The 26,587-nt window shown below is 39.5% G+C and carries 30 protein-coding genes; 18 read left to right on the forward strand and 12 right to left on the reverse strand.

The features are described 5' to 3' along the window. Positions 1 to 86: 86 nt before the first annotated feature. Positions 87 to 1,181, forward strand: a complete 1,095-nt coding sequence (ychF, locus tag I2E21_RS10100; protein WP_022234385.1) for a redox-regulated ATPase YchF — start codon at positions 87 to 89, stop codon at positions 1,179 to 1,181. Positions 1,182 to 1,247: 66 nt separating this feature from the next. Next, positions 1,248 to 2,297 (forward strand): FkbM family methyltransferase, encoded by a 1,050-nt coding sequence (locus tag I2E21_RS10105; protein WP_195411237.1) that lies wholly within the window; start codon positions 1,248 to 1,250, stop codon positions 2,295 to 2,297. Here the strand turns inward: I2E21_RS10105 and I2E21_RS10110 are convergent. Continuing rightward, complete coding sequence (locus I2E21_RS10110; protein WP_195411238.1) at positions 2,294 to 2,881, reverse strand: hypothetical protein; 588 nt, start codon at positions 2,879 to 2,881, stop codon at positions 2,294 to 2,296. The genes I2E21_RS10105 and I2E21_RS10110 overlap by 4 nt on opposite strands. Positions 2,882 to 3,021: 140 nt before the next feature. Then, positions 3,022 to 4,476: a zinc ribbon domain-containing protein gene (locus I2E21_RS10115; RefSeq protein ID WP_195411239.1), complete on the reverse strand. Its 1,455-nt coding sequence runs from the start codon at positions 4,474 to 4,476 to the stop codon at positions 3,022 to 3,024. Between the two features lie 381 nt (positions 4,477 to 4,857). Between I2E21_RS10115 and mgtE the strand changes: the two genes are divergently transcribed. Continuing rightward, positions 4,858 to 6,225 carry a magnesium transporter gene (gene mgtE, locus I2E21_RS10120; protein WP_186935956.1) on the forward strand — a complete coding sequence of 456 codons (1,368 nt, stop codon included), beginning with the start codon at positions 4,858 to 4,860 and terminating at the stop codon, positions 6,223 to 6,225. A gap of 38 nt (positions 6,226 to 6,263) precedes the next feature. Here the strand turns inward: mgtE and I2E21_RS10125 are convergent, their stop codons facing one another. The 4 genes from I2E21_RS10125 to I2E21_RS10140 form a co-directional block, all read right to left on the reverse strand. Then, entirely contained in the window at positions 6,264 to 6,599 is a 336-nt protein-coding gene (locus I2E21_RS10125) for a helix-turn-helix transcriptional regulator (protein WP_195411240.1), read from the reverse strand. 271 nt (positions 6,600 to 6,870) lie between these two features. Continuing rightward, the gene (locus I2E21_RS10130; RefSeq protein ID WP_186935727.1) at positions 6,871 to 7,584 is read right to left on the reverse strand and encodes a YoaK family protein; all 714 of its coding nucleotides are present in this window, start codon (positions 7,582 to 7,584) and stop codon (positions 6,871 to 6,873) included. A gap of 91 nt (positions 7,585 to 7,675) precedes the next feature. Continuing rightward, complete coding sequence (locus tag I2E21_RS10135) at positions 7,676 to 8,284, reverse strand: HD domain-containing protein (RefSeq protein ID WP_195411241.1); 609 nt, start codon at positions 8,282 to 8,284, stop codon at positions 7,676 to 7,678. Between the two features lie 7 nt (positions 8,285 to 8,291). Beyond that, entirely contained in the window at positions 8,292 to 9,239 is a 948-nt protein-coding gene (locus tag I2E21_RS10140; RefSeq protein WP_195411242.1) for a D-2-hydroxyacid dehydrogenase, read from the reverse strand. Between the two features lie 108 nt (positions 9,240 to 9,347). Here I2E21_RS10140 and I2E21_RS10145 point away from each other — a divergent pair, with 108 nt between their 5' ends. The 4 genes from I2E21_RS10145 to I2E21_RS10160 all read left to right on the forward strand — a co-directional run bounded on the left by I2E21_RS10145 (position 9,348) and on the right by I2E21_RS10160 (position 11,627). Beyond that, positions 9,348 to 10,061, forward strand: a complete 714-nt coding sequence (locus I2E21_RS10145; RefSeq protein WP_195411243.1) for an HAD family hydrolase — start codon at positions 9,348 to 9,350, stop codon at positions 10,059 to 10,061. Between the two features lie 125 nt (positions 10,062 to 10,186). Then, a complete protein-coding gene (locus I2E21_RS10150) occupies positions 10,187 to 10,489 on the forward strand; it encodes an anti-sigma factor antagonist (protein ID WP_022234395.1) in 303 nt (100 codons plus the stop codon). Next, complete coding sequence (gene spoIIAB, locus I2E21_RS10155) at positions 10,486 to 10,938, forward strand: anti-sigma F factor (protein WP_195411244.1); 453 nt, start codon at positions 10,486 to 10,488, stop codon at positions 10,936 to 10,938. The genes I2E21_RS10150 and spoIIAB overlap by 4 nt, the downstream gene beginning before the upstream one ends. 5 nt (positions 10,939 to 10,943) lie before the next feature. Continuing rightward, positions 10,944 to 11,627: a sigma-70 family RNA polymerase sigma factor gene (locus I2E21_RS10160; protein ID WP_195411245.1), complete on the forward strand. Its 684-nt coding sequence runs from the start codon at positions 10,944 to 10,946 to the stop codon at positions 11,625 to 11,627. A 73-nt stretch (positions 11,628 to 11,700) separates the two neighbouring features. Here I2E21_RS10160 and I2E21_RS10165 read toward each other — a convergent pair whose 3' ends face one another. The 5 genes from I2E21_RS10165 to acpP form a co-directional block, all read right to left on the reverse strand. Continuing rightward, positions 11,701 to 12,381, reverse strand: a complete 681-nt coding sequence (locus I2E21_RS10165; RefSeq protein WP_195411246.1) for an SdpI family protein — start codon at positions 12,379 to 12,381, stop codon at positions 11,701 to 11,703. Position 12,382: 1 nt separating this feature from the next. Beyond that, on the reverse strand, positions 12,383 to 12,649 hold the full coding sequence (locus I2E21_RS10170; RefSeq protein ID WP_195411247.1) for an autorepressor SdpR family transcription factor: 267 nt from the start codon (positions 12,647 to 12,649) through the stop codon (positions 12,383 to 12,385). Positions 12,650 to 12,793: 144 nt separating this feature from the next. Then, the gene (metA, locus tag I2E21_RS10175; protein ID WP_186935720.1) at positions 12,794 to 13,726 is read right to left on the reverse strand and encodes a homoserine O-succinyltransferase; all 933 of its coding nucleotides are present in this window, start codon (positions 13,724 to 13,726) and stop codon (positions 12,794 to 12,796) included. 40 nt (positions 13,727 to 13,766) lie between these two features. Beyond that, the gene (proS, locus tag I2E21_RS10180; RefSeq protein ID WP_195411248.1) at positions 13,767 to 15,206 is read right to left on the reverse strand and encodes a proline--tRNA ligase; all 1,440 of its coding nucleotides are present in this window, start codon (positions 15,204 to 15,206) and stop codon (positions 13,767 to 13,769) included. 147 nt (positions 15,207 to 15,353) lie between these two features. Beyond that, positions 15,354 to 15,581 (reverse strand): acyl carrier protein, encoded by a 228-nt coding sequence (gene acpP / locus I2E21_RS10185; protein WP_022234402.1) that lies wholly within the window; start codon positions 15,579 to 15,581, stop codon positions 15,354 to 15,356. 202 nt (positions 15,582 to 15,783) lie between these two features. On the opposite strand from acpP, the gene aroE reads away from it, so the two are divergent. The 9 genes from aroE (at position 15,784) to I2E21_RS10230 (ending at position 24,266) form a co-directional block, all read left to right on the forward strand. Further along, the gene (gene aroE, locus I2E21_RS10190; protein ID WP_186935718.1) at positions 15,784 to 16,626 is read left to right on the forward strand and encodes a shikimate dehydrogenase; all 843 of its coding nucleotides are present in this window, start codon (positions 15,784 to 15,786) and stop codon (positions 16,624 to 16,626) included. 18 nt (positions 16,627 to 16,644) lie between these two features. Next, a complete protein-coding gene (locus I2E21_RS10195; protein ID WP_022234404.1) occupies positions 16,645 to 17,157 on the forward strand; it encodes a shikimate kinase in 513 nt (170 codons plus the stop codon). Positions 17,158 to 17,247: 90 nt separating this feature from the next. Continuing rightward, positions 17,248 to 18,270 carry a 3-deoxy-7-phosphoheptulonate synthase gene (gene aroF, locus I2E21_RS10200; protein WP_022234405.1) on the forward strand — a complete coding sequence of 341 codons (1,023 nt, stop codon included), beginning with the start codon at positions 17,248 to 17,250 and terminating at the stop codon, positions 18,268 to 18,270. A 35-nt stretch (positions 18,271 to 18,305) separates the two neighbouring features. Then, on the forward strand, positions 18,306 to 19,136 hold the full coding sequence (locus I2E21_RS10205) for a prephenate dehydrogenase (RefSeq protein ID WP_195411249.1): 831 nt from the start codon (positions 18,306 to 18,308) through the stop codon (positions 19,134 to 19,136). A gap of 14 nt (positions 19,137 to 19,150) precedes the next feature. Next, positions 19,151 to 20,200, forward strand: coding sequence for a 3-dehydroquinate synthase (aroB, locus tag I2E21_RS10210; RefSeq protein ID WP_195411250.1), 1,050 nt, complete (start codon positions 19,151 to 19,153; stop codon positions 20,198 to 20,200). A 13-nt stretch (positions 20,201 to 20,213) separates the two neighbouring features. Then, positions 20,214 to 21,485: a 3-phosphoshikimate 1-carboxyvinyltransferase gene (gene aroA / locus I2E21_RS10215; RefSeq protein ID WP_195411251.1), complete on the forward strand. Its 1,272-nt coding sequence runs from the start codon at positions 20,214 to 20,216 to the stop codon at positions 21,483 to 21,485. Then, positions 21,466 to 22,536: a chorismate synthase gene (aroC, locus tag I2E21_RS10220; protein WP_195411252.1), complete on the forward strand. Its 1,071-nt coding sequence runs from the start codon at positions 21,466 to 21,468 to the stop codon at positions 22,534 to 22,536. The genes aroA and aroC overlap by 20 nt, the downstream gene beginning before the upstream one ends. 14 nt (positions 22,537 to 22,550) lie before the next feature. Continuing rightward, positions 22,551 to 23,690, forward strand: coding sequence for a chorismate mutase (locus tag I2E21_RS10225; protein WP_195411253.1), 1,140 nt, complete (start codon positions 22,551 to 22,553; stop codon positions 23,688 to 23,690). 219 nt (positions 23,691 to 23,909) lie between these two features. Then, a complete protein-coding gene (locus I2E21_RS10230) occupies positions 23,910 to 24,266 on the forward strand; it encodes a hypothetical protein (protein ID WP_195411254.1) in 357 nt (118 codons plus the stop codon). Positions 24,267 to 24,918: 652 nt separating this feature from the next. On the opposite strand, the gene I2E21_RS10235 is transcribed toward I2E21_RS10230, so the two are convergent. Then, the gene (locus I2E21_RS10235) at positions 24,919 to 25,155 is read right to left on the reverse strand and encodes an AbrB/MazE/SpoVT family DNA-binding domain-containing protein (protein WP_022234982.1); all 237 of its coding nucleotides are present in this window, start codon (positions 25,153 to 25,155) and stop codon (positions 24,919 to 24,921) included. Positions 25,156 to 25,380: 225 nt separating this feature from the next. On the opposite strand from I2E21_RS10235, the gene I2E21_RS10240 reads away from it, so the two are divergent. After that, positions 25,381 to 25,962: a nucleoside recognition domain-containing protein gene (locus tag I2E21_RS10240; protein ID WP_195411255.1), complete on the forward strand. Its 582-nt coding sequence runs from the start codon at positions 25,381 to 25,383 to the stop codon at positions 25,960 to 25,962. Between the two features lie 4 nt (positions 25,963 to 25,966). Beyond that, positions 25,967 to 26,482, forward strand: coding sequence for a nucleoside recognition domain-containing protein (locus I2E21_RS10245; protein WP_022234984.1), 516 nt, complete (start codon positions 25,967 to 25,969; stop codon positions 26,480 to 26,482). The last annotated feature ends 105 nt before the right edge of the window (positions 26,483 to 26,587 follow it).

Raw genomic sequence — 26,587 nt, forward strand, 5'->3', positions numbered from 1 at the left:
GAAAAATTGTGATATACTTATTATTATGATACAATAAAAATATTGATTAGGCAAGTATGCCAATCAATTTTGAGGAGTAAAAGATAATGAAATTAGGCATTGTAGGTTTACCGAATGTCGGTAAAAGCACACTTTTTAACGCAATCACAAATGCAGGTGCTCAAAGCGCAAACTATCCGTTCTGTACAATCGAGCCGAATGTAGGCGTTGTAGCTGTTCCGGACAAACGTCTTGACAAGCTTGCGGAAATGTATGACCCGGACAAATATACCCCCGCATCAATCGAATTTGTTGATATTGCAGGTCTTGTAAAAGGTGCGTCAAAGGGTGAGGGCCTTGGCAACAAGTTCCTTTCAAATATTCGTGAGTGTGACGCTATCGTTCATGTTGTTCGTTGTTTTGAAAACGATGACATCATTCATGTTGAGGGTTCTATTGACCCTGCAAGAGATATTGAAACAATCAACCTTGAGCTTATTTTATCGGATGTAGAAATGCTTGAGCGTAAAATCGACAGAACGCAGAAAATGCTTAAGGGCGACAAAAAATATCAGAAAGATATTGATTTCTACAAGCGTGTGCTTGAGACACTCGAGGCAGGCAAACCCGCAAGAAGTGTTGAGTGTAACGAAGACGAGGCTCTTTTGCTTTCTGATGTTGCATTGCTCACAACCAAGCCTGTAATTTATGCCGCAAATATGAGCGAAGATGATTTTTCAAACGGTCTTGATTCTAACGAGGGTTACAAGGCTGTTCAGAAAATTGCCGCCGAAGAAAAAGCAGGCGTTCTCCCTATCTGCGCTGAAATTGAGGCTGAAATCGTAGAGATGGATAAAGAAGAAAAAGAACTTTTCCTTTCCGATATGGGACTTGAACAGAGCGGTCTTGACAGACTTATCAGCGAGTGCTACTCACTTCTCGGTCTTATTTCTTACCTTACAGCCGGCAAACAGGAGGTAAGAGCCTGGACAATCAAAAAAGGTACAAAAGCACCGCAGGCGGCAGGTAAGATTCACACCGACTTTGAGCGTGGATTTATTCGTGCCGAAGTAATTGCTTATGACGACCTCATTGCTTGCGGAAGTATGTCGGCAGCAAAAGAAAAAGGTCTTGTTCGCAGCGAGGGCAAAGAATATGTTATGAAAGACGGAGATGTAGTTCTTTTCAGATTCAATGTATAATTGCTCATTATTAATTATAAAAATTCAGCCACCGTTTTTTGCGGTGGCTTTGTTGTAGGTGAAACAATGGAAATCAATAAAGATTATATATGGAATTATCTTAAAAATTCCGATTTACCGATTATTCTTTACGGAATGGGTGACGGCGCAGACAAAGTTCTGTCCGCTTTTAAAAAATACGGAATAACCGCAAGCGGAGTTATGGCAAGCGATGATTTTGTAAGAGGTCAGAGTTTTCATGAATTCACGGTAAAAAAGCTAAGTGACTTTGAAAATGAGTATTCAGATTTTATAATTGCACTTTGCTTTGCCACTCAACTGCCCGATGTTATGCAAAATATTTTTGAAATTGCCAAAAAGCATAAGGTCGTTGTTCCAAGTGTTCCTGCATTCGGCGATATTCTTTTTGACGAAGAATTTGCAGAAAAAAATAAAGAAAGCATAACAAGTGCCCGAAATTTGCTTGCAGATGATTTATCAGTAAAAGTTTTTGACAATATTATTGAATTTTACAAAACAGGAGAACTCTCTCTGCTTGACGGAATTACAACCGATAAAGACGAGGCTTTCTCTCTCCTGTCGCTCGGTGAAAACGAAACCTATGTTGACCTCGGCGCATACAACGGAGATACTGTAGACGAATTTTTGCATTACACAAACGGCAAATACAAATTTATTACCGCACTTGAACCGAATGCAAAAAACTACAGTAAATTACAGGCGCATTGCTCGGAAATGAAAAATCTTGAACTCTGGCAGCTCGGTGCGTACAGTCACAACACCACTCTTTGTTTTAACAACAAGGCAGGCCGCAACAGTGCCATAGTAAACGAAAGCAACACAAAAACTCCTGTTGCCGCCGTTGATACAATTTTGTGCGGGCGGGCGGCAACATATGTAAAAGCAGATGTTGAGGGCGCTGACTTTGAAACAATTTTGGGCATGAAAAATACGCTGAAAATGTTTAAGCCAAAGCTCAACTTTTCAGCGTATCACAGATTTGAAGATATTTTCAGACTGCCGCTTTTGATTTCGGGAATAAATCCTGAATACAAAATATATTTGCGGCATCATCCGTACATTCCTGCATGGGATACTAATCTCTATTGCATTTAATTATTTTTTGAAGAACCAAATTCATTTAATATATCATCGATTTCGCTTTCATCGGTTACCTTATCGGTGGAAGCGTATTTACTGTAATCAAAATCATCGTCATCATCATTTAAATCGTATGTTGTTTCTACAGCTTTCGGTGCTTCTGCCTCGGCAGCCTTTTCATTTACAAATTCTTCGTTTCTGCGCTTAGCCGCAAGCAATCTTTCCTCTGCTTCCGCCTCTGCCTCTGCCTCTGCTTTTTTACGCTTATCGCCAAAAGCAATATCGCCGACAAACAAGCCGAAAATACCCGAAATAAGGTAAGCAACCAAAAGAATTATGTTTGTAAGGTGGAAACCGCCGTTATAAATAAGCATACTCGGAATGAATACGACAGGAGCTATAAGTGTAAACAAAAAGTCCATTCCGTACTTTGAACAATACATTGCGGCGCACACTATTGCAGTTGCCGGGAAAATAAAATAATATGCCACTGTCGAAAATCCCTGCAAAGATTTTGAAATAAAGATAATCGGCACGAGCATATAAACCAAAAGAATTACCACACCATAGGGTAAATATTTTTTAACCAAACCGTTCATAATAACCTCCGTAATAATATATTGTAACACTCATTCTATTATAACTAAAATTCATAAAAAATCAATAAGCTATGCAATATTTGTTGTTTTGCATTAAAAAACGAGGCTTGCGGTAAGCCTCGTTTTATATTTTTTCTCAATTACTTAAGTCCATCGGTGATTTCCTCGGTATAATCAGCTTTCTGTGACTCGACAAGTTCTTTGTACATATCGCCCTTGTTGGTATAACCGTCAACATTTCTGTAATGATACTCAAGATTGGTTTCACCTGAAATGGAGGTATTGTTCAAGTCAACATTCTGTGTTCCGTCAGCATACTGCATAATGTCTTTAAATCTGACAGGGAAATAAACAGTGGTTTCGTCAAACGCCTTTTTATCCTCAACGCTCTTTACCTTACCGCTGTAGATAATGTAAATCTGGTTATTGCCGTCCCAGTTCCAGCCGTTTTCATCTTTTGTATAAAGGAAGTATGTACCTTCAAATTTCAAATCAGACACACCGATATACTTATTTTCACCTGCAAAATATGCATTGATAACATCTTCGGTCTGCTTTTTCATAGCATTAAGCGTATCCTCTTTAATATCTGCCGTCTTTGATACATATTGATCAACAGCGGTACACTTAAAGTCCTTTGTGGTTGAAGTAAATACACAACCGTAATCCTCAACAAAATACTCCGGGTCATTGCTTACTGTAACAGTAATTGTATCGCCGATTTTTATATCGTAGCTTTTGCTAAGGTCATAATAAATGTGCTCATATACCTCGTCTTTTGAATTGTTTACTACTTTGGCATATACATTTGGTGATGTACCTGAAAATTCAACTGTAACACCCTCAAATGGGTCTATTTTCTTGGTTTCTTTAAGTCCCTCAACAGTATATTCTTTCGATTCGCAAACATACTCAATCTTGTATTGTGCGGCGGCATCATTGTCATATTCAAAATTTACCGTTACCGTATCACCGTTTGAAAGACCGCTTGTTTTATCAAGATCGTAGTCAATATCTACCGCATCATAATAATCGGCAATCGAACTCCATGTAATATCCGAATCATAGAGATTTTTACATGTCATATCCGAATTATAGGCTTTTTTAAACGAAGATGACGCCTTCATCAGATCATCTAAATACTTATCGTAATCAAACTCTGCTGAAGCTGTGCCGTATGCGTCGTATCCGTCATAACTTACTTTGATATAATCACTAAGATTAATTTTAGTTTTATGATTAGCAACGAGAACCAAGGATACAATAATAATGATTAATAACGCACAAGCGCCGCCTATAATACCAAAAAGCAACTTTTTATTCATCGGCTTTTTAGGCATTGCAGGTTGAACGAAAACTCCCTGATTAACACCTGCAGGCTGAAAATTATTAGGCTGAAACTGTGGGTTTTGCGATTGTGCCGAAACACTCTGCTGCGGTTGATTATACTGCGGAGTATTTACCTGCGGCTGAACACTCTGCACATTGTTTTGTACATCATTTCTGGCATTACTCTGTGATTGAACATTTGCACCACAAAAAATGCAAAATTTACTGCCATCTTTAATTTCTTTGTTACAATTAGGACAAATCATTTGTTATCCTCCTTTCAAAATTTAGACAAACATTTGTGTTTTCACATATTTATCACATAAATTATACTATTTCGCACATCAAATGTCAACATTTAAGGTCTATCGTCAATAACAAAAAAGCTATAATATTTATTCAAAAATTCATTGACAACAAATACAAAATAAACTAAAATAAATATGTATGGGGTTTATATCCCGATAATATTATCTTAAGAATTTGGGGTGAAAAATTAATGGACGCAGACGGTAATAAAGGCGCAGTACCTGGGCGAAGTTGCAACAAACGAAATGACCGCTATTGCGTTCATTTTTTGTCGCTCAATATATAAACTGAATATGGTGCTCGTCTTTACTCCCTAAACAGCTGAAGGAGGAAAGATGATGGAAACAGTTAAGGTTGGTATAACCGAAACTATCAGAGTGCTGCTTGAAGAAAAAAAGTTTAACACTCTAAGAGATATTCTTGTCACCCTTAAGCCATACGATATTGCTACTATATTTGAAGAGCTGCAGGACGAAAAAACTCCTCTGCTTTTCAGAATTTTGCCGAAAGAGCTTGCCGCCGAAACATTTGTGGAAATGGATGACGAAACTCAAAAGCTCTTGATTCACGGATTCAGCGATACAGAGCTTAAAGAAGTTGTTGACGAGCTTTTTATTGACGATGTGGTTGACCTTGTTGAGGAAATGCCCGCAAATGTTGTTAAGCGAATTTTAAAGCAAGCAGACAAGGATACAAGAAAAACTGTTAACGAACTGCTCAAATATCCCGAGGACAGTGCAGGCTCAATTATGACAACCGAGTACATTGTACTTCGTCCCGAAATGACAGCCGAGCAATCTATAAAAAGAATCAGACGAACAGGTGTAGATAAAGAAACTATCTACATTTGTTATGTTACAGATGACAACTCAAAACTTATTGGTATTACAAGCGTAAAGGATCTGCTTTTATCTGACGATGATGTTATTGTTTCGGAGATAATGGAAGAAAATGTAATTTGTGTAAACACTCTTGACGACCAGGAGAAAGTAGCGCAGATGTTTTCTAACTATAATTTTCTTGCGCTCCCCGTTGTAGATACCGAAAACAGACTTGTCGGCATTGTAACAATCGACGATGCTATTGATGTCTTGCAGGAAGAGGCAACCGAGGATATTGAAAAAATGGCTGCCGTAATGCCTTCCGATAAGCCTTATATGAAAACAAGTGTTTTCGGAATTTACAAAAAGCGTATTCCGTGGCTGCTTGTACTTATGCTTTCAGCCACATTTACAAGTGCTATCATCTCTCATTTTGAATCTGCGCTTGCGAGCGTAATCGTGCTTTCGTCATTTATTCCGATGATTACAGGTACAGGCGGTAACGCCGGTTCGCAGGCTTCGGTATCGGTTATCCGTGCTCTGTCGCTTGGTGAAATCAAATTCTGCAATGCAGTCAAGGTATTGTGGAAAGAGTTTAGAGTATCTATCCTTTGCGGTGTCACACTTGCCGCCGCAAATTTTATAAAATTGATGATATTCGATTTAAACGGCAAAGAAAACGCCCTTTTTATCGGACTTGTAGTTTCGCTTACACTTATCGGAACTATTATAATGGCAAAACTCATAGGTTCGTTCTTGCCTATGGTCGCACACAAAATCGGTGTTGACCCTGCCGTAATGGCATCACCGCTCATCACCACAATTTGCGACGCCTTATCACTTTTAATTTACTTTGGAATTGCAACAACAATTCTTCATATTTAAAAAAACAGGTCATATCTGCAAATACAGCAGATATGACCTTAATTTTTTTCGGAATTCAGCAAGCCTAAAATCACTCCCAAAGCTATGTTTTGTTGTTTTGGCGATAATTCTCTGTAGCCGCCGAGCAAATCACATTCGTCCTCATTCAAAGACATTTGCACTGTTTTATCTATCGGCTGACGAATGTTTGTATAGCCGATAATGTAATCAACCGATGTATTAAAAATGTCTGCCATTTGCATAAGAGTTGCAATGCTCGGTTCACTTTTTCCGTTTTCGTAAGCACTAATCATTTTTTGAGAAACATTGAGCTTTAAAGAAAGAGAAATCTGACTTAAGCCTTTTTCTTTTCTCAACATTGCAATTCTATTCATAAATCTTCCCCTTAAATTATACTTTTTAAGTATAATATTATTACATAATTGTTGACAAATAATGAACAAAAATATCAGAAAATTGAGTAAAGGATATGACACTATATGGCAAGTATAATTAATCTTTTTAAAGGGTCAAAGGTTGTGGGTGTGGACAAAGTACACAAATACTTTCCGCTTACGCAGAACAGCTTTATATTTGTGAGTTTGAACAAATAGACAAAAGCCTTGCAGGCGAAATCCTGCAAGGCTTTTTTATAGATTATTATAATTAAATATTAACTTGTTCCTCAACAATGGATTCTAAAGCTTCCGACTTTTTGCCGAAAGAAAATACCTTTACCTCTTTGTACCACATACAGCACACAGCTGACACTGCAAGCGGTAAAAATCCTAACCATATGCTCTCCCTTGCCCAAAAAATTTCAGCCACGCTTGCAAGAGCAACGCCTATATGGAAGAAAAGCAATGTCATTCCGAAAAACTGCGCTTTGTGTTTCATCTTTATGTCGCCGTCAATAAGATAAGATGTAAGCGATGTTACCGTTTGTCTTATATTATTGGTCGAAAAAATTGTTGAACTGCCGTATCCCGCATCGCCTGCGTAAGCGTTCCATTGAATAGGAGCGGCAAAAAACAGCGGCAGCATTGCAAGGTACGAATTTTCTACAAAATTAAGCACGCTTACAAGTATAAAAGCAACCGATGTCAAACCAAGACTTATTATTTTTGTATCAAGTTTTATAAATTTGTGGAGCAACACATATGTCACATTACCGCAAGCATACACCAAAGCGGCAAGCACCATATAAATTAATAAAGAATGTTCCGGCTCAAACAAATTATGTACAATATGTATCATATTTGATGTTTGCGATGAGGCAAGCAGGTCGCAATGATTTATGATTGCGTACGCACCCATAAATCCGCCGATTGAGCTTACACAAAAGTGTAGCCACGCTTCTTTTTTAACATTTTTCTCCACGATTATCGCCCTTTTATTAGTTTTTCGCTTATAATTATATCACAACAAGCGACAAAATTCAATTATAAAAGCGCTGATAAGAACGGGGTTTTCAGCTATCTTTTTGTGTATCGTCAATTAATCTGCCTTTTTCGACATTCGGCTTTATAAAATTGTTGTAAGAATATTCCGCTAAGATTTCAGAACCTTTTGGGGTGTTCTTTTGCCTGCCAAGCACCTGGCTTAATTTTATTTTTCTCTCTGCCCACATCTTACCGTCTGTTGCGTCATTCAGCATTACGGGCTGAACATTGTCCATAGTATGGGCAAATTTTGCCTCGGCTGTTTCGGCATTTTCAAATTCAATCCAAAGATTTTTCAGCTTTTCGCACTGGTCGTCGGGCAAAAGTCCGAAAATTCTGTCTGCCGCTTTCTGTTCCCTTTCGTGTTGAGTTTTCTTGCCCTCTTCGTCATAACAATAGGTATCCCCTGCGTCAATCTCCACAATATCGTGCAGTAAAAGCATTGTAACCGTTTTTAAAACATCTATTTTTTCGTTGGCATACTCACTCAAAAGCACGGTCATAAGCGCCATATGCCATGCGTGCTCGGCATCGTTTTCCTTGCGCTCTCCGCCTGTAAGCAATGTCTGACGCTGTATGAATTTTTCATTGTCAATTTCCTTTATAAAGTCAAATTGCTTTTTAAGCCTTTCGTCCATAATTACCTCAACTTACAACATTCTTAGGAGTGCCGTTTATAAATGAACCGATATTGTCTGCAACAATATTCATCAATCTTTCCCTTGTTTCAACGGGCGCCCATGCGATGTGAGGAGTTATAATGCAATTCTTTGCCTGCATTAAAATACAGTCCTCCTCCATCGGCTCAACAACCAAGGTATCTACTGCCGCTCCGCCGATAATATCGTTCTGCAACGCATCGTAAAGGTCGTTCTCTGCCATTACTCCACCCCTTGCGGTATTCACAAACAATGCATTGTTTTTCATTTTTGCAAACTGCTCTTTGCCAAACATTTTATCCGAATCGCTGTTAAGCGGGCAATGAACCGTTACAATGTCGCTCCTTTCAAGCAACTCGTCAAAACTTACAAACTCCACTCCGTCAGCCTGTTTTTCGGAACGATTATACGCAAGGACTTTCATTTCAAATGCCTGCGCAATTTTTGCAACCGCACTTCCGATACTTCCAAATCCTACAATACCTATTGTTTTTCCTGCAAGCTCGTTTAGCGGATATACAAACGGCGAAAAAGTCTTGCTCCTTTTCCATTGACCGTCGGCAACAAATTTTGCATATTCACGCACCTTGCTGTAATGCTCCAAAATTAATGCAAAAGTATGCTGTGCAACGGCATTTGTGGAATACGAACCTGCATTGCAGACTGTAATACCGTGCTTTCTGCAATATTCTATATCAATGTTATTGTATCCTGTGGCAAAAAGTCCGATATATTTTAAATTCTTTGCAAGTTTTAAAGAACCCTCGTCAAGTCGGGTTTTGTTGCAGATAACCATATCTGCGTCCGCAATCTTTTCTGCGACCTCATCATATGTGAGAAGTCCGTACTGCACCACTTCTCCGAACTGTGAAAGTCGGTCGGCAGGTACAAGATTATCCACAACAGTTTGTGCGTCCGTCAATACAATTTTCATACTGTTACCTCCGTTTTTATAAGTTAAAAATCTAATTTTATTATACACAATTTTTTTAATCTTGCAATCATTTGACAAAAAATGTATAATTATTGTGGAGGTATGACTATGTACAAAAATATTTTATTTGATGTTGACGGCACACTTTTACCTATGGATGTTCACGAATTTGTTAAATATTATTTCGGTTCACTCTGCGAAAAAATGATACCTGTACTTAAAATCGAACCGAAAGCGCTTACCGATTCTATTATGGCAGGGCTTGGCGCCATGGCTAAAAATGACGGTTCCGCACTTAACAGAGATGTGTTTTGGAAAGCCGCCGCAAAAGTAAGCGGTGTTGACCTTATTAAATACGAAGATATGTTTACCGATTATTATAATAATGAATTTGTCGCCGCAAAGACCGCAACCTTCGTTAATCCTTATGCAAAAAAATGTGTTGATTTTGCAAAAGAAAACGGATACAAAGTAATTGCCGCAACAAACCCGATTTTCCCTAAGCCGGCTACATATAAAAGACTTGAATGGGCAGGACTTAATCCCGAAGATTTTGAATATATTACCGTTTATGACAACTCGTCAAGCTGTAAACCCAATCTTCTGTATTTTAAAGATTTATGCGAAAAATGCGGCATTTCTCCAAAAGAAAGCCTTATGGTCGGCAATGATGTTGACGAAGATTTGTGCTCCGCCGAACTCGGTTTTGACACATTCCTTATTACAGACTGCATTATAAACCGTAATGATAAGGATTATTCATCATACAAAAACGGAAGTTTTGAGGATTTTTATAATTATCTGACCGCACTTAACAAATAATTTTATCTGCAACATAATAAAACAAAATTTTCACTCCATATCTATTATTATATAGTTATGGAGTTTTTATTTGCCTTTATAAGGCAAAATAGCGAGCTGAATTTTCAGTAAAAAGGATGTTTAAAATGCTCAAAACAAAATTTGAAAACAATGTGCTGACAGCGTTCATTGAGGGTGAACTTGACCATGACTCTGCCGCAAGAATACGCACAAAGCTTGACGGAATCTGTGAATCAATTAAGCCAAAGCTGTTAAACCTTGACTTTTCCGGGGTATCGTTTATGGACAGCTCAGGAATCGGTCTTGTACTCGGAAGATACCGCCAGATGAAATTGCTCGGAGGTTCTGTCAGGGTAATTAACATACCCGAAAATATGTACAGGCTGTTTGCTCTTTCCGGGCTTGAGGGATTGGGGGTGCTGAGATGAATTTAATAAACGAAATGAGCCTTAGCTTTCCGTCAAAAAGCAGTAACGAGGCTTTTGCCCGAAGTGCGGTTTCTGCATTCGTCATCGGTCTTGATCCAACCGTTGCCGAACTTTCAGACATAAAAACCGCAGTTTCCGAGGCTGTAACAAATTGCATTGTGCATGGCTACCGCAGAGAAAGCGGAACTGTCTACATAAACGGAAAAATTTACGAAAACAACAAAGTAGTAATAAAAATTCGTGACAAAGGCTGCGGCATTGCAGACATTGAAAAGGCAATGGAACCGCTCTTTACCACCGCTCCCGAAGAAGACAGAGCAGGTCTTGGCTTTGCGGTTATGCAGAGCTTTTGCGACAAAGTAAAAGTCAAATCCACTGTCGGCAAAGGCACTGTCGTTACGCTTGAAAAAGTCATTTCTTCGGGCAGATTCCTTTCAAGAGGTCGTTAAACGGTATGTCGGAAAGCCGTGGTGATATTATCGGGGATAAAAACTCTCTCGCACAAAAGCATATGGGACTTGTCCATTCCTGCTGTAAGCATTTTACAGGCAAAGGAGTGGAATACGAAGAACTGTTTTCGGCAGGTTGTTTGGGACTTGCAAAAGCCGTAGAGCGTTTTGACGAAAGCCGTGGACTAAAATTCTCTACCTATGCCGTACCGGTTATATTGGGAGAAATCAAGCGTATATTTCGTGACGGAGGTTCTGTACGGGTTAGTCGCACTCTTAAGGAACTTTCAATGAAAATTTGCAGACTTAATACCGAGTACGAAAAAAACAACGGCAGAGAAATGAGCGTTACCGAGCTTTCGCAGGCTTTGAATGTAAGTGAAGATAAGATTTGCGAGGCGCTTTCTGCCGGCTCTTCTCCCCTATCCCTTAATGCCGATTATGATGATGAGGGAAATTCCCGAATAGACATACCCGTAAGCGATTCGCAAGAAGAAATCACCGAACGGTTGAGCCTTAATGATGCAATTGCCGAACTTGATGAGCGTGACAGACAGATTATACATCTGCGCTATTTTCAGAATAAAACCCAATCACAAACCGCCGACTGCCTTGCAATGACGCAGGTGCAGATCAGCCGCAGAGAACGCAAAATTCTTGCCCTCATACGAGAAAAAATGAGCGTTTAGCTCTGCAACTGTCTTGTAAATTGTAAAAATCCCGATAAGGTGAATTTTTTGCCTTATCGGGATTTTATAATGTTTATTCTATGTAATTATTTGATGTTCTTTCCTTTGAATATATTATTTCTCCGTATATTGCAGGAACTATTGCGCTTACCAATACTATAATAATTGATATAAAGAACAATACATTACTTATATTTATTACGAATAACGAAATTATGCCTAATATTATTACTGCAATTCCACAAATCACTCCAAAATAAGCTGCAAAGCGATGTACTTTTTTCCAAACGGATTTACTGCTCAATGTGGCGTTTGTTCGTATGCCAAGCAAAGAATTTTGCTTTATTTTAGGCATTAAATTGAATAAATAAACAAACATACAGCCCATAAAAATACAAGTTAACGGTAAAAACAGATTATCTATATTTACTTTATTTTGCAATACCAGTGCAATCAGCATCCAAAAAAATAAAAACAAAAAAGCAAAAATTGATACTATACATCTTACGGCATATTTTCGGTACGACTTATAGTTTTCATCATTTTCTTTAACCTTTGCGTAAATCGCATATATAATTGAAAACAATACAAGAATACTCGGAATAAATAAAAGCATCCATTTTGATGAATAGGCATCTGCAATCCCATTAACATTATAATGTGAGGGCAACTCTTCATTTGGATTAAAAGCAATAAAAACACCTGTTACAGCAATATTAATCAATGATATAATTAACAAAATATATTTTTTCATATTATTTATCCTCTCTGCCTGTTAAATCGGACAACATTTTTAACATATCTTCCAATACGCTTGTTTTCAACGAATAAATTACATTTTGACCGATTTTTTCCGACTCCACAAGGTCAGCTTGCTTTAAAATACTGAGATGATTACTTATTGATGGTTTGGTCATATTAAATTCCGCAGCAATTTCTCCGGCATTTAAACTATCCTTTTTTAAAAGTTTAAGTATTTTTCGCCTTGTAGGGTCAGCCAAAGCTTTCCATACATCTCCCATAAAAATCACCCCTTTTATGTATTAGTTAATTAGTTAATTATCTAATTAACTAATACTATTATATCAATTTATTCGTATTTGTCAACAGATATTTATAAGCATACAAAAAGAGCAGTCCAAAATGAACTGCTCATGGTTTTTAGTTTAATGCGGATATTTTTCAAGCAAGTCCTGTAAATCGTACGGTGTTGCCTGATATACATAATAGTTAAGCCAATTTGTGAAAAGCAAGGTTGCGTTACTTCTCCACACCATTGGCGGTGTGAGCGACGCATCGTCATTTGGAAAGTAATTGTACGGAACTTTCGGATTGATTCCCTTGTTCTCATCACGAAAATACTCGCTTGCAAGGGTATCTCTGTCATACTCGGCGTGTCCCATTACAAATACCTGTCTGCCGGATTTATTGGTAACTATAGCCACTCCCGCAAGCTCTGACACTGCAAGGATTTCAAGTGCACTGTTTCTGCGTATATCATCTTCCCTTACTCCCGTATACCTTGAATGAGGAATACAGAAAGTATCGTCAAAGCCACGCATAAGCGGATGATGCGGGTCTAAAATCGTATGATTATAAATACCGCTTAACTTTTCCTTAAGTTTATGCTTTTGGATACCGTAATGATAATACAAACCCGCCTGCGCACCCCAACAAATGTGGAGTGTGGAATAAACATTGTGCTTTGACCATTCCATAATCTTGCAAAGCTCTTCCCAATAGTCAACATCTTCAAACTCAAGCTGTTCAACCGGTGCGCCCGTGATTATCATACCGTCAAAGGTTTCATTCTTTATTTGGTCAAAGGTTTTATAAAAAGTAGTCAGGTGATGAGGTGAGGTGTTTTTTGATGTATGCGATGCCATCTGCAAAAGCTCAATGTCAACCTGTAGAGGACTGTTGCCCAAAAGTCTTAGAAGCTGGGTTTCGGTTGTAATTTTTGTCGGCATCAGGTTTAAAATAATAATCTTAAGCGGACGAATATCCTGCTTTATCGCTATTTCGTTTGGCATAACAAAAATATTCTCAGACTCAAGTACCTTTATTGCCGGCAAATTGCTCTGAACCTTAATCGGCATAGCCTCAGCACCTCCTTATACATTTCAAATATAAAATCAATTAATACTGCTTGCCCCAATAAACCTGGTGCTTAGCAGGTTTGCCGCAGCATACACAAACATCGCTGATGTGCTCCTCGACAAAAGGAATGCAACGGCTCTTAACACCGCCTGTAGCGTCCTTGAGTTTATCTTCACAAGCGCTGTCGCCGCACCACATAGCCTTAATAAAGCCCGGGTGATTCTTGGCGGTATCAACAAATTCGTCAAAGTTTGTTGCTGTAAATGTTTTTTCTTCTGTATTCTTGCGTGCTCTTTCGTACATATCGTTGTGAATTGTATCAAGAAGCTCTGCAATATAATCGGAAAGTCCCTCAAGCGGTACAAAATACTTCTCACGGGTATCTCTTCTTACAACTACGCACTGACCCTTTTCTATATCCTTAGGTCCAATCTCAACTCTTACAGGCACGCCTTTCATCTCATACTCAGCAAACTTCCAGCCCGGTGCGTGGTCGCTGTCGTCAAGTTTAGTTCTGAAACGCTTTGTAAGCTCTGCCTTAAGTTCGTAAGCCTTGTCAAGTACGCCTTCCTTATGCTGTGCAACAGGAATAATTACAACCTGTACAGGTGAAATTCTCGGCGGGAGCACAAGACCGTCATCATCGCTGTGAACCATAATGATAGCGCCGATCATTCTTGTTGACACACCCCATGATGTCTGGTGCGGATAATGCTGCTTATTGTCTTTGCCTGTAAATGTAATGCCAAAGCTCTTTGCAAAGCCATCGCCAAAGTAGTGTGATGTACCGCCTTGGAGAGCAACACCGTTGTGCATCATCGGCTCAATTGTATAGGTTTCTTCTGCACCGGCAAACTTTTCTTTCTCTGTCTTTCTGCCGATTACAGCCGGAATAGCAAGAATTTCTTTATAGAATGACTCGTAAACATGGAGCATACGGAGTGTTTCTTCCTTTGCCTCTTCCGCCGTTGCATGCATTGTGTGACCTTCCTGCCAAAGGAATTCGGAAGTTCTGAGGAAAGGACGGGTTGTTTTTTCCCATCTTACAACACTGCACCACTGATTGTAGAGTTTTGGAAGATCTCTGTATGTGTTGATAATTTTCTGATAATGTTCGCAGAAAAGAGTTTCCGAAGTAGGGCGAACACAAAGGCGCTCGTTAAGTTTTTCACTGCCGCCTATAGTTACCCATGCACATTCAGGTGCAAAACCCTCTACATGATCCTTTTCTTTCTGTAAAAGGCTTTCAGGGATAAACATAGGCATATACACATTTTCGTGACCTGTTTCTTTAAATCTTCTGTCAAGGTCAGCCTGTATATTCTCCCAAATAGCATAACCGTAAGGACGGATAACCATACATCCCTTAACGCCTGAATAATCAACAAGCTCGGCTTTTTTTACAATGTCAGTGTACCATTTAGCAAAGTCTTCATCTCTGCTTGTAATAGCTTCAACCATTTTTTTGTTGTCTGCCATTTTCATTCCTCCAACTTAAGAAATATTCGTGTATTATAACATTTCTATTATACTATAATTAATTTTTTTTGCAAGTACCGACATTATTTTTATTATAAAAAGTAAAAGAGGTCAGACAAACCGCCTGACCTCAAGTTTTTAATTCAATTATGCATTTGCCTCAATGTAAGAAACAAGTGAACCAACAGTCTTGATGTTCTCAATCTCATCATCGGGAACTTCTACACCGAACTCGTCTTCAATTGACATAAGTAAATCTACTACATCAAGTGAATCAGCGCCGAGATCTTCCTGTAAATCTGTATCAGCTGTTACCTTATCTTCTTCAACATCGAACTGCTCAGCAAGAATTGCCTTAACTTTTTCCAATACCATTGGAATTCCTCCCATAATAAAAAAATATTTAATGTATCCATTGTAATTATGGACAAAAGTACATATTTTATGCTACAATGGAATAAGCAATCGAGTAATCGGTTTGCTTCTTAGATTATATTATTGTTTATTTATTCTTTTGTCAATAGAATTTTAAAATTTTTCTATTTTTACCAAAAATTTTTTTAGGGGGTATATTTTTATGAGTACTAAAAAATACGCAGTAATAGGTCATCCTATCGGACATACTATGTCACCTTTTATACATACAAAATTGTTTGAGCTTGCAGGAATCGACGCCGTTTATACAAAACTTGATGTTGCTCCGGAAAGTCTCGGATATGAATACGACCACATTCTGTCTAAATTGAGCGGCTATAACATTACAATTCCTCACAAGCAGAATATTATTCAGTATCTTGATGAAATTGATGAAAAAGCAAATATGTACGGCAGTGTAAACACTGTTGACAACAGAGATTACACAGCAAAAGGCTACACCACAGATCCCGACGGATTTTTAAAGGCTCTTGATGCGGCAAAAATCAAATTAAACGGCAGAGTTGTAATTTTAGGCTGCGGCGGCGTTGCAAGAACAATGGCTTATGAGGTTGTTCTCAAAAACATTCCCGTTCTTTTTGCAGTAAGATTGGAAGATGTCGAAATTGCAAAGAAACTTTGCGAAGAAATTAAGAGCACTGTTATCGGTTCTCAACCGTCATACTGTCTTATCAGTGAGCTTAATGGCGACATTGATGTACTTATCAATGCAACTCCTATAGGAATGTTCCCTAATGTTGAAAATCAGCCCGTAAGCGATGAAGTTATCGCAAAGTGCAAGAATGTTTTTGACGCAGTATATAATCCGCTCGAAACCGTACTTATCCAAAAAGCAAAAGCAAACGGTTCAAACGCTGTCGGCGGTATGTCAATGCTTGTATGGCAGGCTGTTGTTTCACACGAAATATGGGACGGCTCCGTTTATGACCCCGCCGAAATCGAAAAGATATGCATTGCAGCGTCTAACGAGTTAAAGAACAGATAATTTTTGGAGGGCCTAAGATTGGACAATATAGTTTTATGTGGCTTTATGGGTTGCGGAAAAACAACCGTCGGCAGAAATCTTGCCCGTAAGTCAGGCAGAAAGTTCGTTGATATGGACTCTTACATTGAAGAAAAGGCAGGAATGAAAGTATCCGAAATCTTTGAAAAATACGGTGAAAACCGTTTCAGAGATATGGAGCACGAGGCTTGTTTGGAGCTTGCAGATACAAAAGGACTTGTAATTGCCTCCGGCGGAGGTGCTTTTACTTTCCAAAGAAATATTGACGCTTTCAGAGGAAAGGACAAAATAGTTCTGCTCGATGTTCCGCTTGACATTATAAAACAAAGACTTAAAAACGATACAACAAGACCTCTTTTACAGCGTCCCGACAAGGATGAAGCAATGCGTCAGCTTTATGAAAAGCGACTTCCGATATATCTTTCTGCCGCTGACATAACGGTGAGCGGCAAAAGCACTCCGCTCAAAACAGCATATGCAATCCTTAACGCTATTGATACGCAAGAAAAATAATTACGCATATTACAGGGTTGACTGCAACGCTTTAAAGTGGTAAAATATGTATAAATTATTTAAATGGGAATGAAAGGATAGTTTAAAAAAATGATTATTGTATTAAAACCGTCAGCCTCACCCGAGCAGATTATGAATTTTACAAATATGCTCAAAGAGGAATACAATGTAAAAGTAAATAAATGGGAAGGTGTACATTCAACAGTTCTCGGACTTATCGGCGACACTACTAAAATTGATATGGACTACATTGACGCTCAAGACATTGTAGAAAATGTTAAGAGAGTTCAGGAACCGTACAAAAAGGCTAACAGAAAGTTCCACCCGGACGATACAAAAATCAAAATCAATGATGATATAACAATCGGCGGCGGCAGTCTGCACATTATGGCAGGTCCATGCTCAGTTGAAAGCGAAACTCAAATTGTCGATATTGCAAAGAGCGTAAAGGCATCGGGCGCAACATTCTTAAGAGGCGGCGCATTCAAGCCGAGAACCTCACCGTACGCTTTCCAGGGCTTAAAAGCAGAAGGTCTTGACCTCTTAAAGATTGCAAGAAAAGAAACAGGACTTCCTATTGTTACCGAAATTATGAGAGCATCTCACATTGATATGTTTGAGAATGTTGACATTATTCAGGTTGGCGCAAGAAATATGCAGAACTTTGAGCTTTTAAAAGAACTCGGCAAGATTGACAAACCTATTCTTTTAAAGAGAGGTCTTTCCGCTACCATTGAAGAATGGCTTATGAGTGCCGAGTACATTATGGCAGGCGGTAACGACAAGGTTATTCTTTGTGAGAGAGGCATAAGAACATACGAAACATTTACAAGAAATACACTTGATATTTCCGCAATTCCTGTTGTAAAGGCTCTTTCACATCTTCCTGTAATCGTTGATCCAAGCCACGCAGCAGGCAAGTCATGGCTTGTTGAGCCGCTTGCAATGGCGGCAGTTGCCGCAGGCGCAGACGGTCTTATCATTGAGGTTCATAATGACCCGCCGCACGCTCTTTCGGACGGTGCGCAGTCACTCACACCCGAACAGTTTGATAAGGTTGCAAAGAAAGTATTTGCACTCAAAAGCTCAATTGACAAAATCAACAGCAAATAATTTTATTTTATATATTTATTCGGAGGCACTGAAAAATGAACATTGCCGTTATCGGTCTTGGTATTATAGGCGGCAGCTTTTGCAAGGCTATAAAAAAATATACCGACAACTTTGTAATCGGTATTAACAGAACGCAGGCAACAGCAGAAAAGGCACTTGAGGCGGGCGCAATCGACAAAATCGGTACTCCCGAAAGCCTCGGTGAATGTGATATTATAATTTTGGCACTTTATCCGCAGGCTGCGGTAGATTTCATAGAAAAATACGGCAGCTATATAAAAAGCGGCGCTATTGTAACCGACAGTTCGGGAACCAAGCGAGCAATTTGCCCAAGTCTTTCTGCTCTTTCAAAAAAATACGGCTTTGTATTCATCGGCAGTCACCCAATGGCAGGCAAAGAAACCAACGGATTTGATGTTTCGGAGGCTGACCTGTATAAGAACGCAAGCTACATAATTACTCCGTGCGGAGCACCTGAGGATAAAATTGAAATTCTTGCCAATCTTGCAAGAAAAATCGGTTTTGGCACAGTTAAAATTACCACTCCCGAAGAACACGACAGAATGATTGCATTCACCTCACAGCTCCCCCATGTGTTGGCTTGTTCTTATGTAATGAGTCCGTGCTGCCCAAATCATAAGGGATTTTCAGCCGGCAGTTATCGTGATGTGTCACGAGTTGCAAATATCAATTCACAACTTTGGAGCGAACTTTTCCTTGAGAATCGTGAACCGCTTATTACCGAGCTTGACATACTCATTGACAATATTACAAAAATTAAAGACGCAATCAAAGCAGAAGACAGAGAAACTCTTGCAGAATTATTGGAGCAGGGACACAAGGTAAAAACTGCTCTCGGCGAATAGAATTGAGGTGCATTATGAGAACAGTCAGAGTAGATACGGGCAAGCCGTATGATATTTGCATTGAAAGAGGAATACTTGACAAATGCGGCGAATATGCAAAGGCTCTTTCAAAGGCAGAAAAGGTTACTATAATTTCAGACAGCAATGTTGCTCCGCTTTATATTGACAGAGTGAAAAATTCTCTTGAAAAAGAGGGATTTAAAGTTGCAACACATATTTTTAAAGCAGGTGAAGAGCAAAAGCACCTCGGCTCTATTGCGGAAATGTACAACACACTTGCGGAATTTTCTATGACAAGAAAAGATATTGTTGTAGCACTCGGCGGCGGTGTTGTGGGCGATATGGCAGGCTTTGCCGCTGCAAGCTATCTGCGTGGAATTGATTTCATTCAGATTCCTACCTCTCTCCTTTCACAGGTTGATTCATCTGTAGGCGGAAAAACAGGCGTTGATTTACCGCAGGGCAAAAACCTTGTCGGCGCATTTCATCAGCCTATTGCCGTATTGATTGACCCCGACACGCTCAAAACCCTTACCGATGAATATATTTGCGACGGTATGGGTGAAGTTATAAAATACGGGTGCATTAAAGACGAAAAACTCTTTGAAAATCTTGAAAATCAAAATGCACTTGAGCATATTGAGGATATTATAGAAATCTGCGTTTCTATAAAGCGTGATGTAGTAAATCGTGACGAAAAAGAGGCAGGCGAAAGAAAGCTCTTAAACTTCGGTCACACTCTCGGACACGCTATTGAAAAAATCTATAACTTTAAAGGCATAAGCCACGGAATGGCTGTCGCAATCGGTATGGTGCTTATTACAAAAGCAGGTGAAAAACACGGAATTACCGAAAAAGGCACAGCCGACAAAATTTGTGCGCTTTGCAAAAAATACGGTCTGCCGACTACAGATAAATCTACCTTTGAGCAGATGGCACAGGCTGCAAAAGGCGATAAAAAAACAGCAGGCAACTCAATTGACCTTGTACTTTTAACAAAAATAGGCGACAGCTTTACAAAGAAAGTTGAACTTGCCAATCTCTGCGACTTTATCACAACCTGATTGGAGGATACATATGTCTGATGTAAAATTCAGCCCGTTTGTTCCAAACGGAACTGTAAATGTACCGCCGTCAAAGAGTGATGTTCACAGAGCCATAATCTGCGCAGCCATGGCAAACGGAGTAAGCAGAATTTCTCCCGTTGCCCTTTCAAACGATATTAAGGCAACAATCGGCTGTATTAAAGCACTTGGCGCTGACGCTGTACTTGAAAACAATGTTCTCACAGTCGACGGCACAAATATGTATAAAAACAAAACCGCTTTGCTTGATTGCGGAGAAAGCGGCAGTACATTAAGATTTTTTATTCCGATTGCCGCTGTCGGCAATATTAACGCAACATTTGTGGGCAAAGGCAAACTTCCACAGCGCCCTATCGGAATATTTACAGAGGCTTTGCCAAAGGCGGGTACCGTCTGCAAAACAGAGGGAGGACTTCCCCTTGAAATCAAAGGTCAGCTAAAAAGCGGAATTTTTGAAATTCCCGGCAATGTAAGCTCACAGTTCATCACAGGACTTTTGCTTGCTCTGCCGATTCTTGAGGGTGACAGCGAAATTGTACTCACTTCCCCGCTTGAAAGCGTTGGCTACATTGCAATGACTATCCGCACAATGAAACAATTTGGTGTGAATATTCAAGCCACAGAAAAAGGCTGGCATATTAAAGGCGGTCAATCATATAAGACTTGCGACTATACAACAGACGGTGACTGGTCACAGGCGGCTTTCTTTATGGTACTCGGCGCTGTCAGCGGTAAAGTAACCGTAAAGGGAGTTGCAAAGGATTCCACGCAGGGCGACAAGAAATGCGCTGAAATTCTTGCCCGATTCGGCGCTAAAGTTACTCAGCTTGACAACGAAGTAACTGTTGAAAAAGGGGAATTAAAGGCAATCACCATTGACGCATCTCAAATTCCCGACCTTGTTCCCGTACTTTCGGTATGTGCGGCATTTGCAGAGGGCACGACAAAGATTATCAATGCCGAAAGATTAAGAATAAAAGAATGTGACCGACTGAAAGCCACCGCCGAATTGCTGAATAATCTCGGCGGCAAAGTAAAGGAACTTTCGGACGGACTTGAAATCACAGGGGTTTCTTCTCTTAAAGGAGGAAATGTAAACGGCTACAACGATCACAGAATCGTTATGTCTGCCGCTGTTTGCGCTGCAAGAAGTGATGAAGATATAACCGCCACTTTTGCAATGAGCATTAACAAAAGCTACCCCGATTTTTATATAGACTACAACAGCATAGGAGGAAAGGCAAATGTCCTCGACCTACGGTGAAAAAATAAAAATTTCTGTCTTTGGCGAGAGCCACGGCAACGGTATAGGAGTTGTAATCGATGGACTTCCTGCCGGCGTAAAAATTGATATGGACAAAGTGCTTGTTCAGATGTCAAGACGAGCTCCCGGCAAAGACAAAACCGCAACCCCACGCAAAGAAAGCGACCTGCCAAAGGTACTTTCCGGTATGCTTGGAGATACTCTTACAGGCGCACCGTTATGTGCGGTAATTGAAAATACAAACACAAAAAGCGGCGACTACGGCAATCTTCTCAATTGTCCTCGTCCGGGTCACAGCGACTACACGGCTTATGTTAAATATAACGCAAGCAACGATATTCGCGGCGGCGGTCATTTTTCGGGCAGACTTACCGCTCCTATAGTTTTTGCGGGTGCAATCTGCCGTCAGATTCTTGAAGAAAAAGGTATTAAAATTGCCGCTCATATTGCAAGCATCGGCAATGTAAACGACAAATCTTTTAACCCTGTTTCTATTGACGACAAACTTATAAATAAATTAAACAACAGCTCTTTTGCACTTATTGACGATTCGGTCGAAGAAAAAATGCGTGCAGAAGTTGAATCGGCAAGACTTGCTCAGGACAGTATCGGCGGTACAATCGAATGTGCCGTAAGCGGAATTGAGGCAGGCATAGGCGAGCCTATGTTTGAGGGTGTTGAGGGTGTAATCGCAAAAGCTGTTTTCGGTGTGCCTGCAATAAAGGGCATTGAATTCGGCAAAGGCTTTGAACTCTCTAAAATGCGTGGCTCACAGTCCAATGATCCTTTTGAATACAAAGACGGCAAAGTTGTAACAAAAACCAACAACTGCGGCGGTATTCTCGGCGGTATCACAAACGGTATGCCTGTTATATTCAGAGCAGGAGTAAAGCCTACTCCGTCTATTTCTAAAGAACAGGACACAGTTGATTTGCAGAAAAAAGAAAATGCAAAACTTGTTATAAACGGCAGACACGACCCGTGTATTGTACCGAGAGCCGTGCCTGTTATTGAGGCTGTCACAGCCGTTGCTATATTAAATCTTTTATAATAAGGATGAATAAAATGAGAAATCTTTCAGAAATCAGAACTGAAATTGACAGTATAGATGAACAGATTATTGAACTTTTCAAAAAGAGAATGGATTGTGCCAAAGAGGTAGGTAATTACAAAAAAGCCAACAATATTCCTGTTCTGAATCAGGCAAGAGAAAACGAAATTCTTGACGCTATCGAAGAGCGTGGCGGCGAGTACGGTTCATACGCAAGACTGCTTTACTCAAATATTATGGAGCTTTCAAGAGCTTTACAACATAATATTGTCGGCAGTGGTGCAGATATAAAAGAGGTTATCAGCAATGTTGAAACCGAGATACCGAAAACCAATGTTAAAGTCGGTTATCAGGGCATTAAAGGAGCTAACGGTCACGAGGCAACAATACGACTGTTCCCCGATGCGGAGGCACATTGCTATAAGTCTTTCGGTGATGTTTTTGACGCAGTTGATAAAGGAGAAATTACATTCGGCGTACTTCCTGTTGAAAACTCAAACGCAGGCTCGGTTTCTGCCGTATATGACCTAATACTTAAGCACCGTTTTTACATTGTCGGCGCACTTGATTTGCCTATTGATTACTGTCTTGGAGGTTTAAAACAGGCAGAGTTTTCGGATATTGAAAAGGTATGGTCGCATCCGCAGTCACTTTCACAGTGTGCAGACTACATTGCAAAAAATAATTTTGACTCTACACCATGTTCAAATACAGCAATTGCCGCTCGTGATGTGGCAAAGGAAAAGCGCCTTAATGTTGCGGCTATCTGCTCATACAAGGCGGCAGAGGAATACGGTTTAAAAGTGCTTGACAATCATTTGCAGGATAACGATAAAAACACAACAAGATTTATTGTTATTTCCAAAAAGCTGTTCATCACACCCGATTCAAACAAAATCAGCCTTTGTTTCTCACTTCCTCATGTTACGGGCTCGCTTTACGGCTTACTTTGCAGATTTAATTCTCTCGGTCTTAACCTTACGAAAATTGAATCTCGCCCACGCCCAAGCAGTGACGAGGGGTTTGAATACCTGTTTTACCTTGATTTTTCAGGCAATGTAAGCAGTAAAGAGGTTACAGACCTTATAGCACAGTTAAGTGCGGAAATGCCTGAATTCAGCTTTTTGGGAAACTATTGCGAATATTCAAAATGATTATAAATATATTTTTAGTTTTTGTATATTAATCGACAGAACGTTTTGATTATGTGCAAAACGCTCAAAATTTATTGACAAATTTTGCAAATTAAGTATTGCATTGCATAAAATTTATGATATAATATGCTTATTAAAGTGATAATTCATTTTAATAAGCATTTTTATTTTGAATAATTATTGAACAAAAATAAAAACATAATTGATGAGGTGTTTAATATGGATGATAATAAAAAATTAATTTGCGCCGCAGCCGGTGCACTTGGCGCACTTGTAGCAGTATCAGCTACCGTGTTTGCTATAAAACAGCACAAGAAAAAACAAAACGCAATGCTCCTTGAAGAGCTTGACCTGTGCCTTGACGGCGACGATATTGCGGAACTTGCAAATGAAGCCGAAGAAACAAAAGCTCCCGAAACCGCAGAAGAACCAAAAGCTGAAGAACCCAAAGAATCCGCACCTGTCGCAGAGGAAAAGGTTGAAGAGAAAGCAGAAGAAAAGACAGAAGAAACTGTTACAGAAAAAACTGCCGAATCAACCGAAAAGCCGGTACAGTGCGAAAATACAGAAGAATAATTGTTAAAACTTAAGTGCCTTGCCATATGCAGGGCACTTTTTTTGTCAAAATTTTCAATAAATTATGTTTTAGCGGAGTGTCGGTCGGGCATTGAAATTTAGCTAACGCTAAATTATCCTCCAAAAAACAAAAAAGTTTACTCAATTTTTTCAAAAATTGCGGGTTTGGGCAGCGCCCATAAAATCTTCCGATAGAACAATTTATCAGGCGCAAACAGCCACGCTGTTTGCGTGCTAAAACTAAGTTTGTTAAAACAGGCGACAGCCTTTTAGAAAAGAAATCATTAACTTTTCATTATATATCGAATGTCTTTTTTGTTGCTATCGCATTTAAGGGCTTTCGCCGTTGTGTTCATGCCGCCCAACAGCGAGCTGTTTGGCTATCGTTAGATTGCATAACGGAAAGTATTTGTGGGCTTTGCCCACACCCACGACCTTTGAAAAGGTCGACCAAACTTTTATAATTGCTTTTCTGATTTGTTCCGCTAAACCATAATTTATCAAGATTATCCCAAAAATTAAATCTATAATTGCAATAATATTTAACACACACTCATAAAATCAAATAATTGCATATATATTTTATAAGAACAAAAATCACACCGACAGTTTAAATTAACCGTCGGTGTGCCCTACCCTTTTTTAATAATAATTAATTATTAAGTGCATTGATACAATTTGAGCATATAAATTTGCCCTTAAGACATTTCAGATTTTCGGACGAATTGCAGAAAATGCATTTTTCTTCTGCTTTTTTTATTGTAATGCAATCATTGTCAGCCTCGATATGCAGCATATCGCCCGCTTTGATATTAAGATGATTGCGAATATCCTTTGAAATTACAATTCTGCCAGCTCCGTCAATTTCTCTGAAATTGGTAAATATCATTATATCATCTCCTTATCTGAACAGTTTTCTGTTCATATTTTTTAATTGTAAACCTTAACCGAAGTTATAGGTTGACAATTTTCATCGCTGTATCATTATACCATTTTACGGTTAATATGTCAATAATTACCAAATAAGAATTGTAAATACAATTTTGTAACGATTTTTGTCATATTTGCTTTATTTATGATATTATATTTAGATTTTTGAAGTTAGGTGAAATAAATGCTTGGTTATGTGTGGGCAGGTCTGATAATTGTCAGTGTGTTGTCGGCAATTTTACTCGGTAATACCGAATCACTGTCTACAGCCCTTATAGAAAGCGGCTCGTCATCAATAGAACTTCTCTTGACAATGGCAGGCATCCTATGCCTATGGTCAGGAATAATGAAAATAGCAGAAGAAAGCGGCTTTACCGCACTTATTTCAAAAATTTTTGCGCCTCTTTTGCGACCGCTTTTTCCAAAGCTTGATAAAAACAGCGAGGCTTTTAAAAGCATTACTATGAACATAAGCGCAAACCTGTTAGGACTTGGCAATGCCGCCACTCCGTTTGGTCTTAAAGCTATGGGAGAACTTAACAGACTAAACAACTGCTCCGATACGGCAAGCAATGAAATGGTCATTTTTGTTGTGCTCAATACCGCCTCTCTGCAGCTTTTGCCTACTACCCTTGCCACACTTCGACAAAGCTACGGAAGTAATGCTCCGTTTGAGGTTATAACAGCCATTTGGATAAGCTCGGCAACCGCTCTCACTGTGGCCCTTACAGTTGCCTGTACACTAAATCTGAAAAAAGCGAGGTGAAATTATGGCTATTATAATGCCTCTATTTGCGACCGTTGTGGTATTGTACGGGCTGATAAAACGAGTGCCTGTTTTCGATTTGTTTATTAAAGGAGTGCGAGAGGGCGTAAAAGTTCTGTACACAATTGCACCTACCATAATCGGATTGGTGTTTGCGGTAGATTTACTGCGTTCGAGCGGAGCAATTGATGTTATATGTAACTTTATCTCCCCTGCCGCAGATTTTTTAGGCTTTCCAAAAGAAATTGTACCAATGGTTCTCTTAAGACCTGTATCGGGCAGTGGTTCAACAGCTTTGTTGACCGCTTTGTATGAAGATTGCGGCCCTGACAGTTTTGCAGGCAGGGTAGCTTCTGTACTTGCAGGATCATCCGAAACCACATTTTACGCTGTGGCAATGTATTTTGGCAGTATTAAGGTAAAAAAAATCCGCCATACCCTTGTTGCCGCTTTGCTTGCCGATTTCACCGCCGCAGTGATGAGCGTGCTGACCGTAAGACTAATTTTCGGGCAAAGCTAAAGGAGCTGTAAAAAACAGCCCCTATGTAAATGTGGTGACCCCCAAAAGTTAGATTTGAAAGCGTAGTGGCTTTTAGCTGCTACGCTTTTGTTATGCAACTAAGGC

The organism is Ruminococcus sp. BSD2780120874_150323_B10 (assembly GCF_015553695.1).
Taxonomy (GTDB): Bacteria; Bacillota; Clostridia; order Oscillospirales; family Acutalibacteraceae; genus Ruminococcoides; species Ruminococcoides intestinale_A.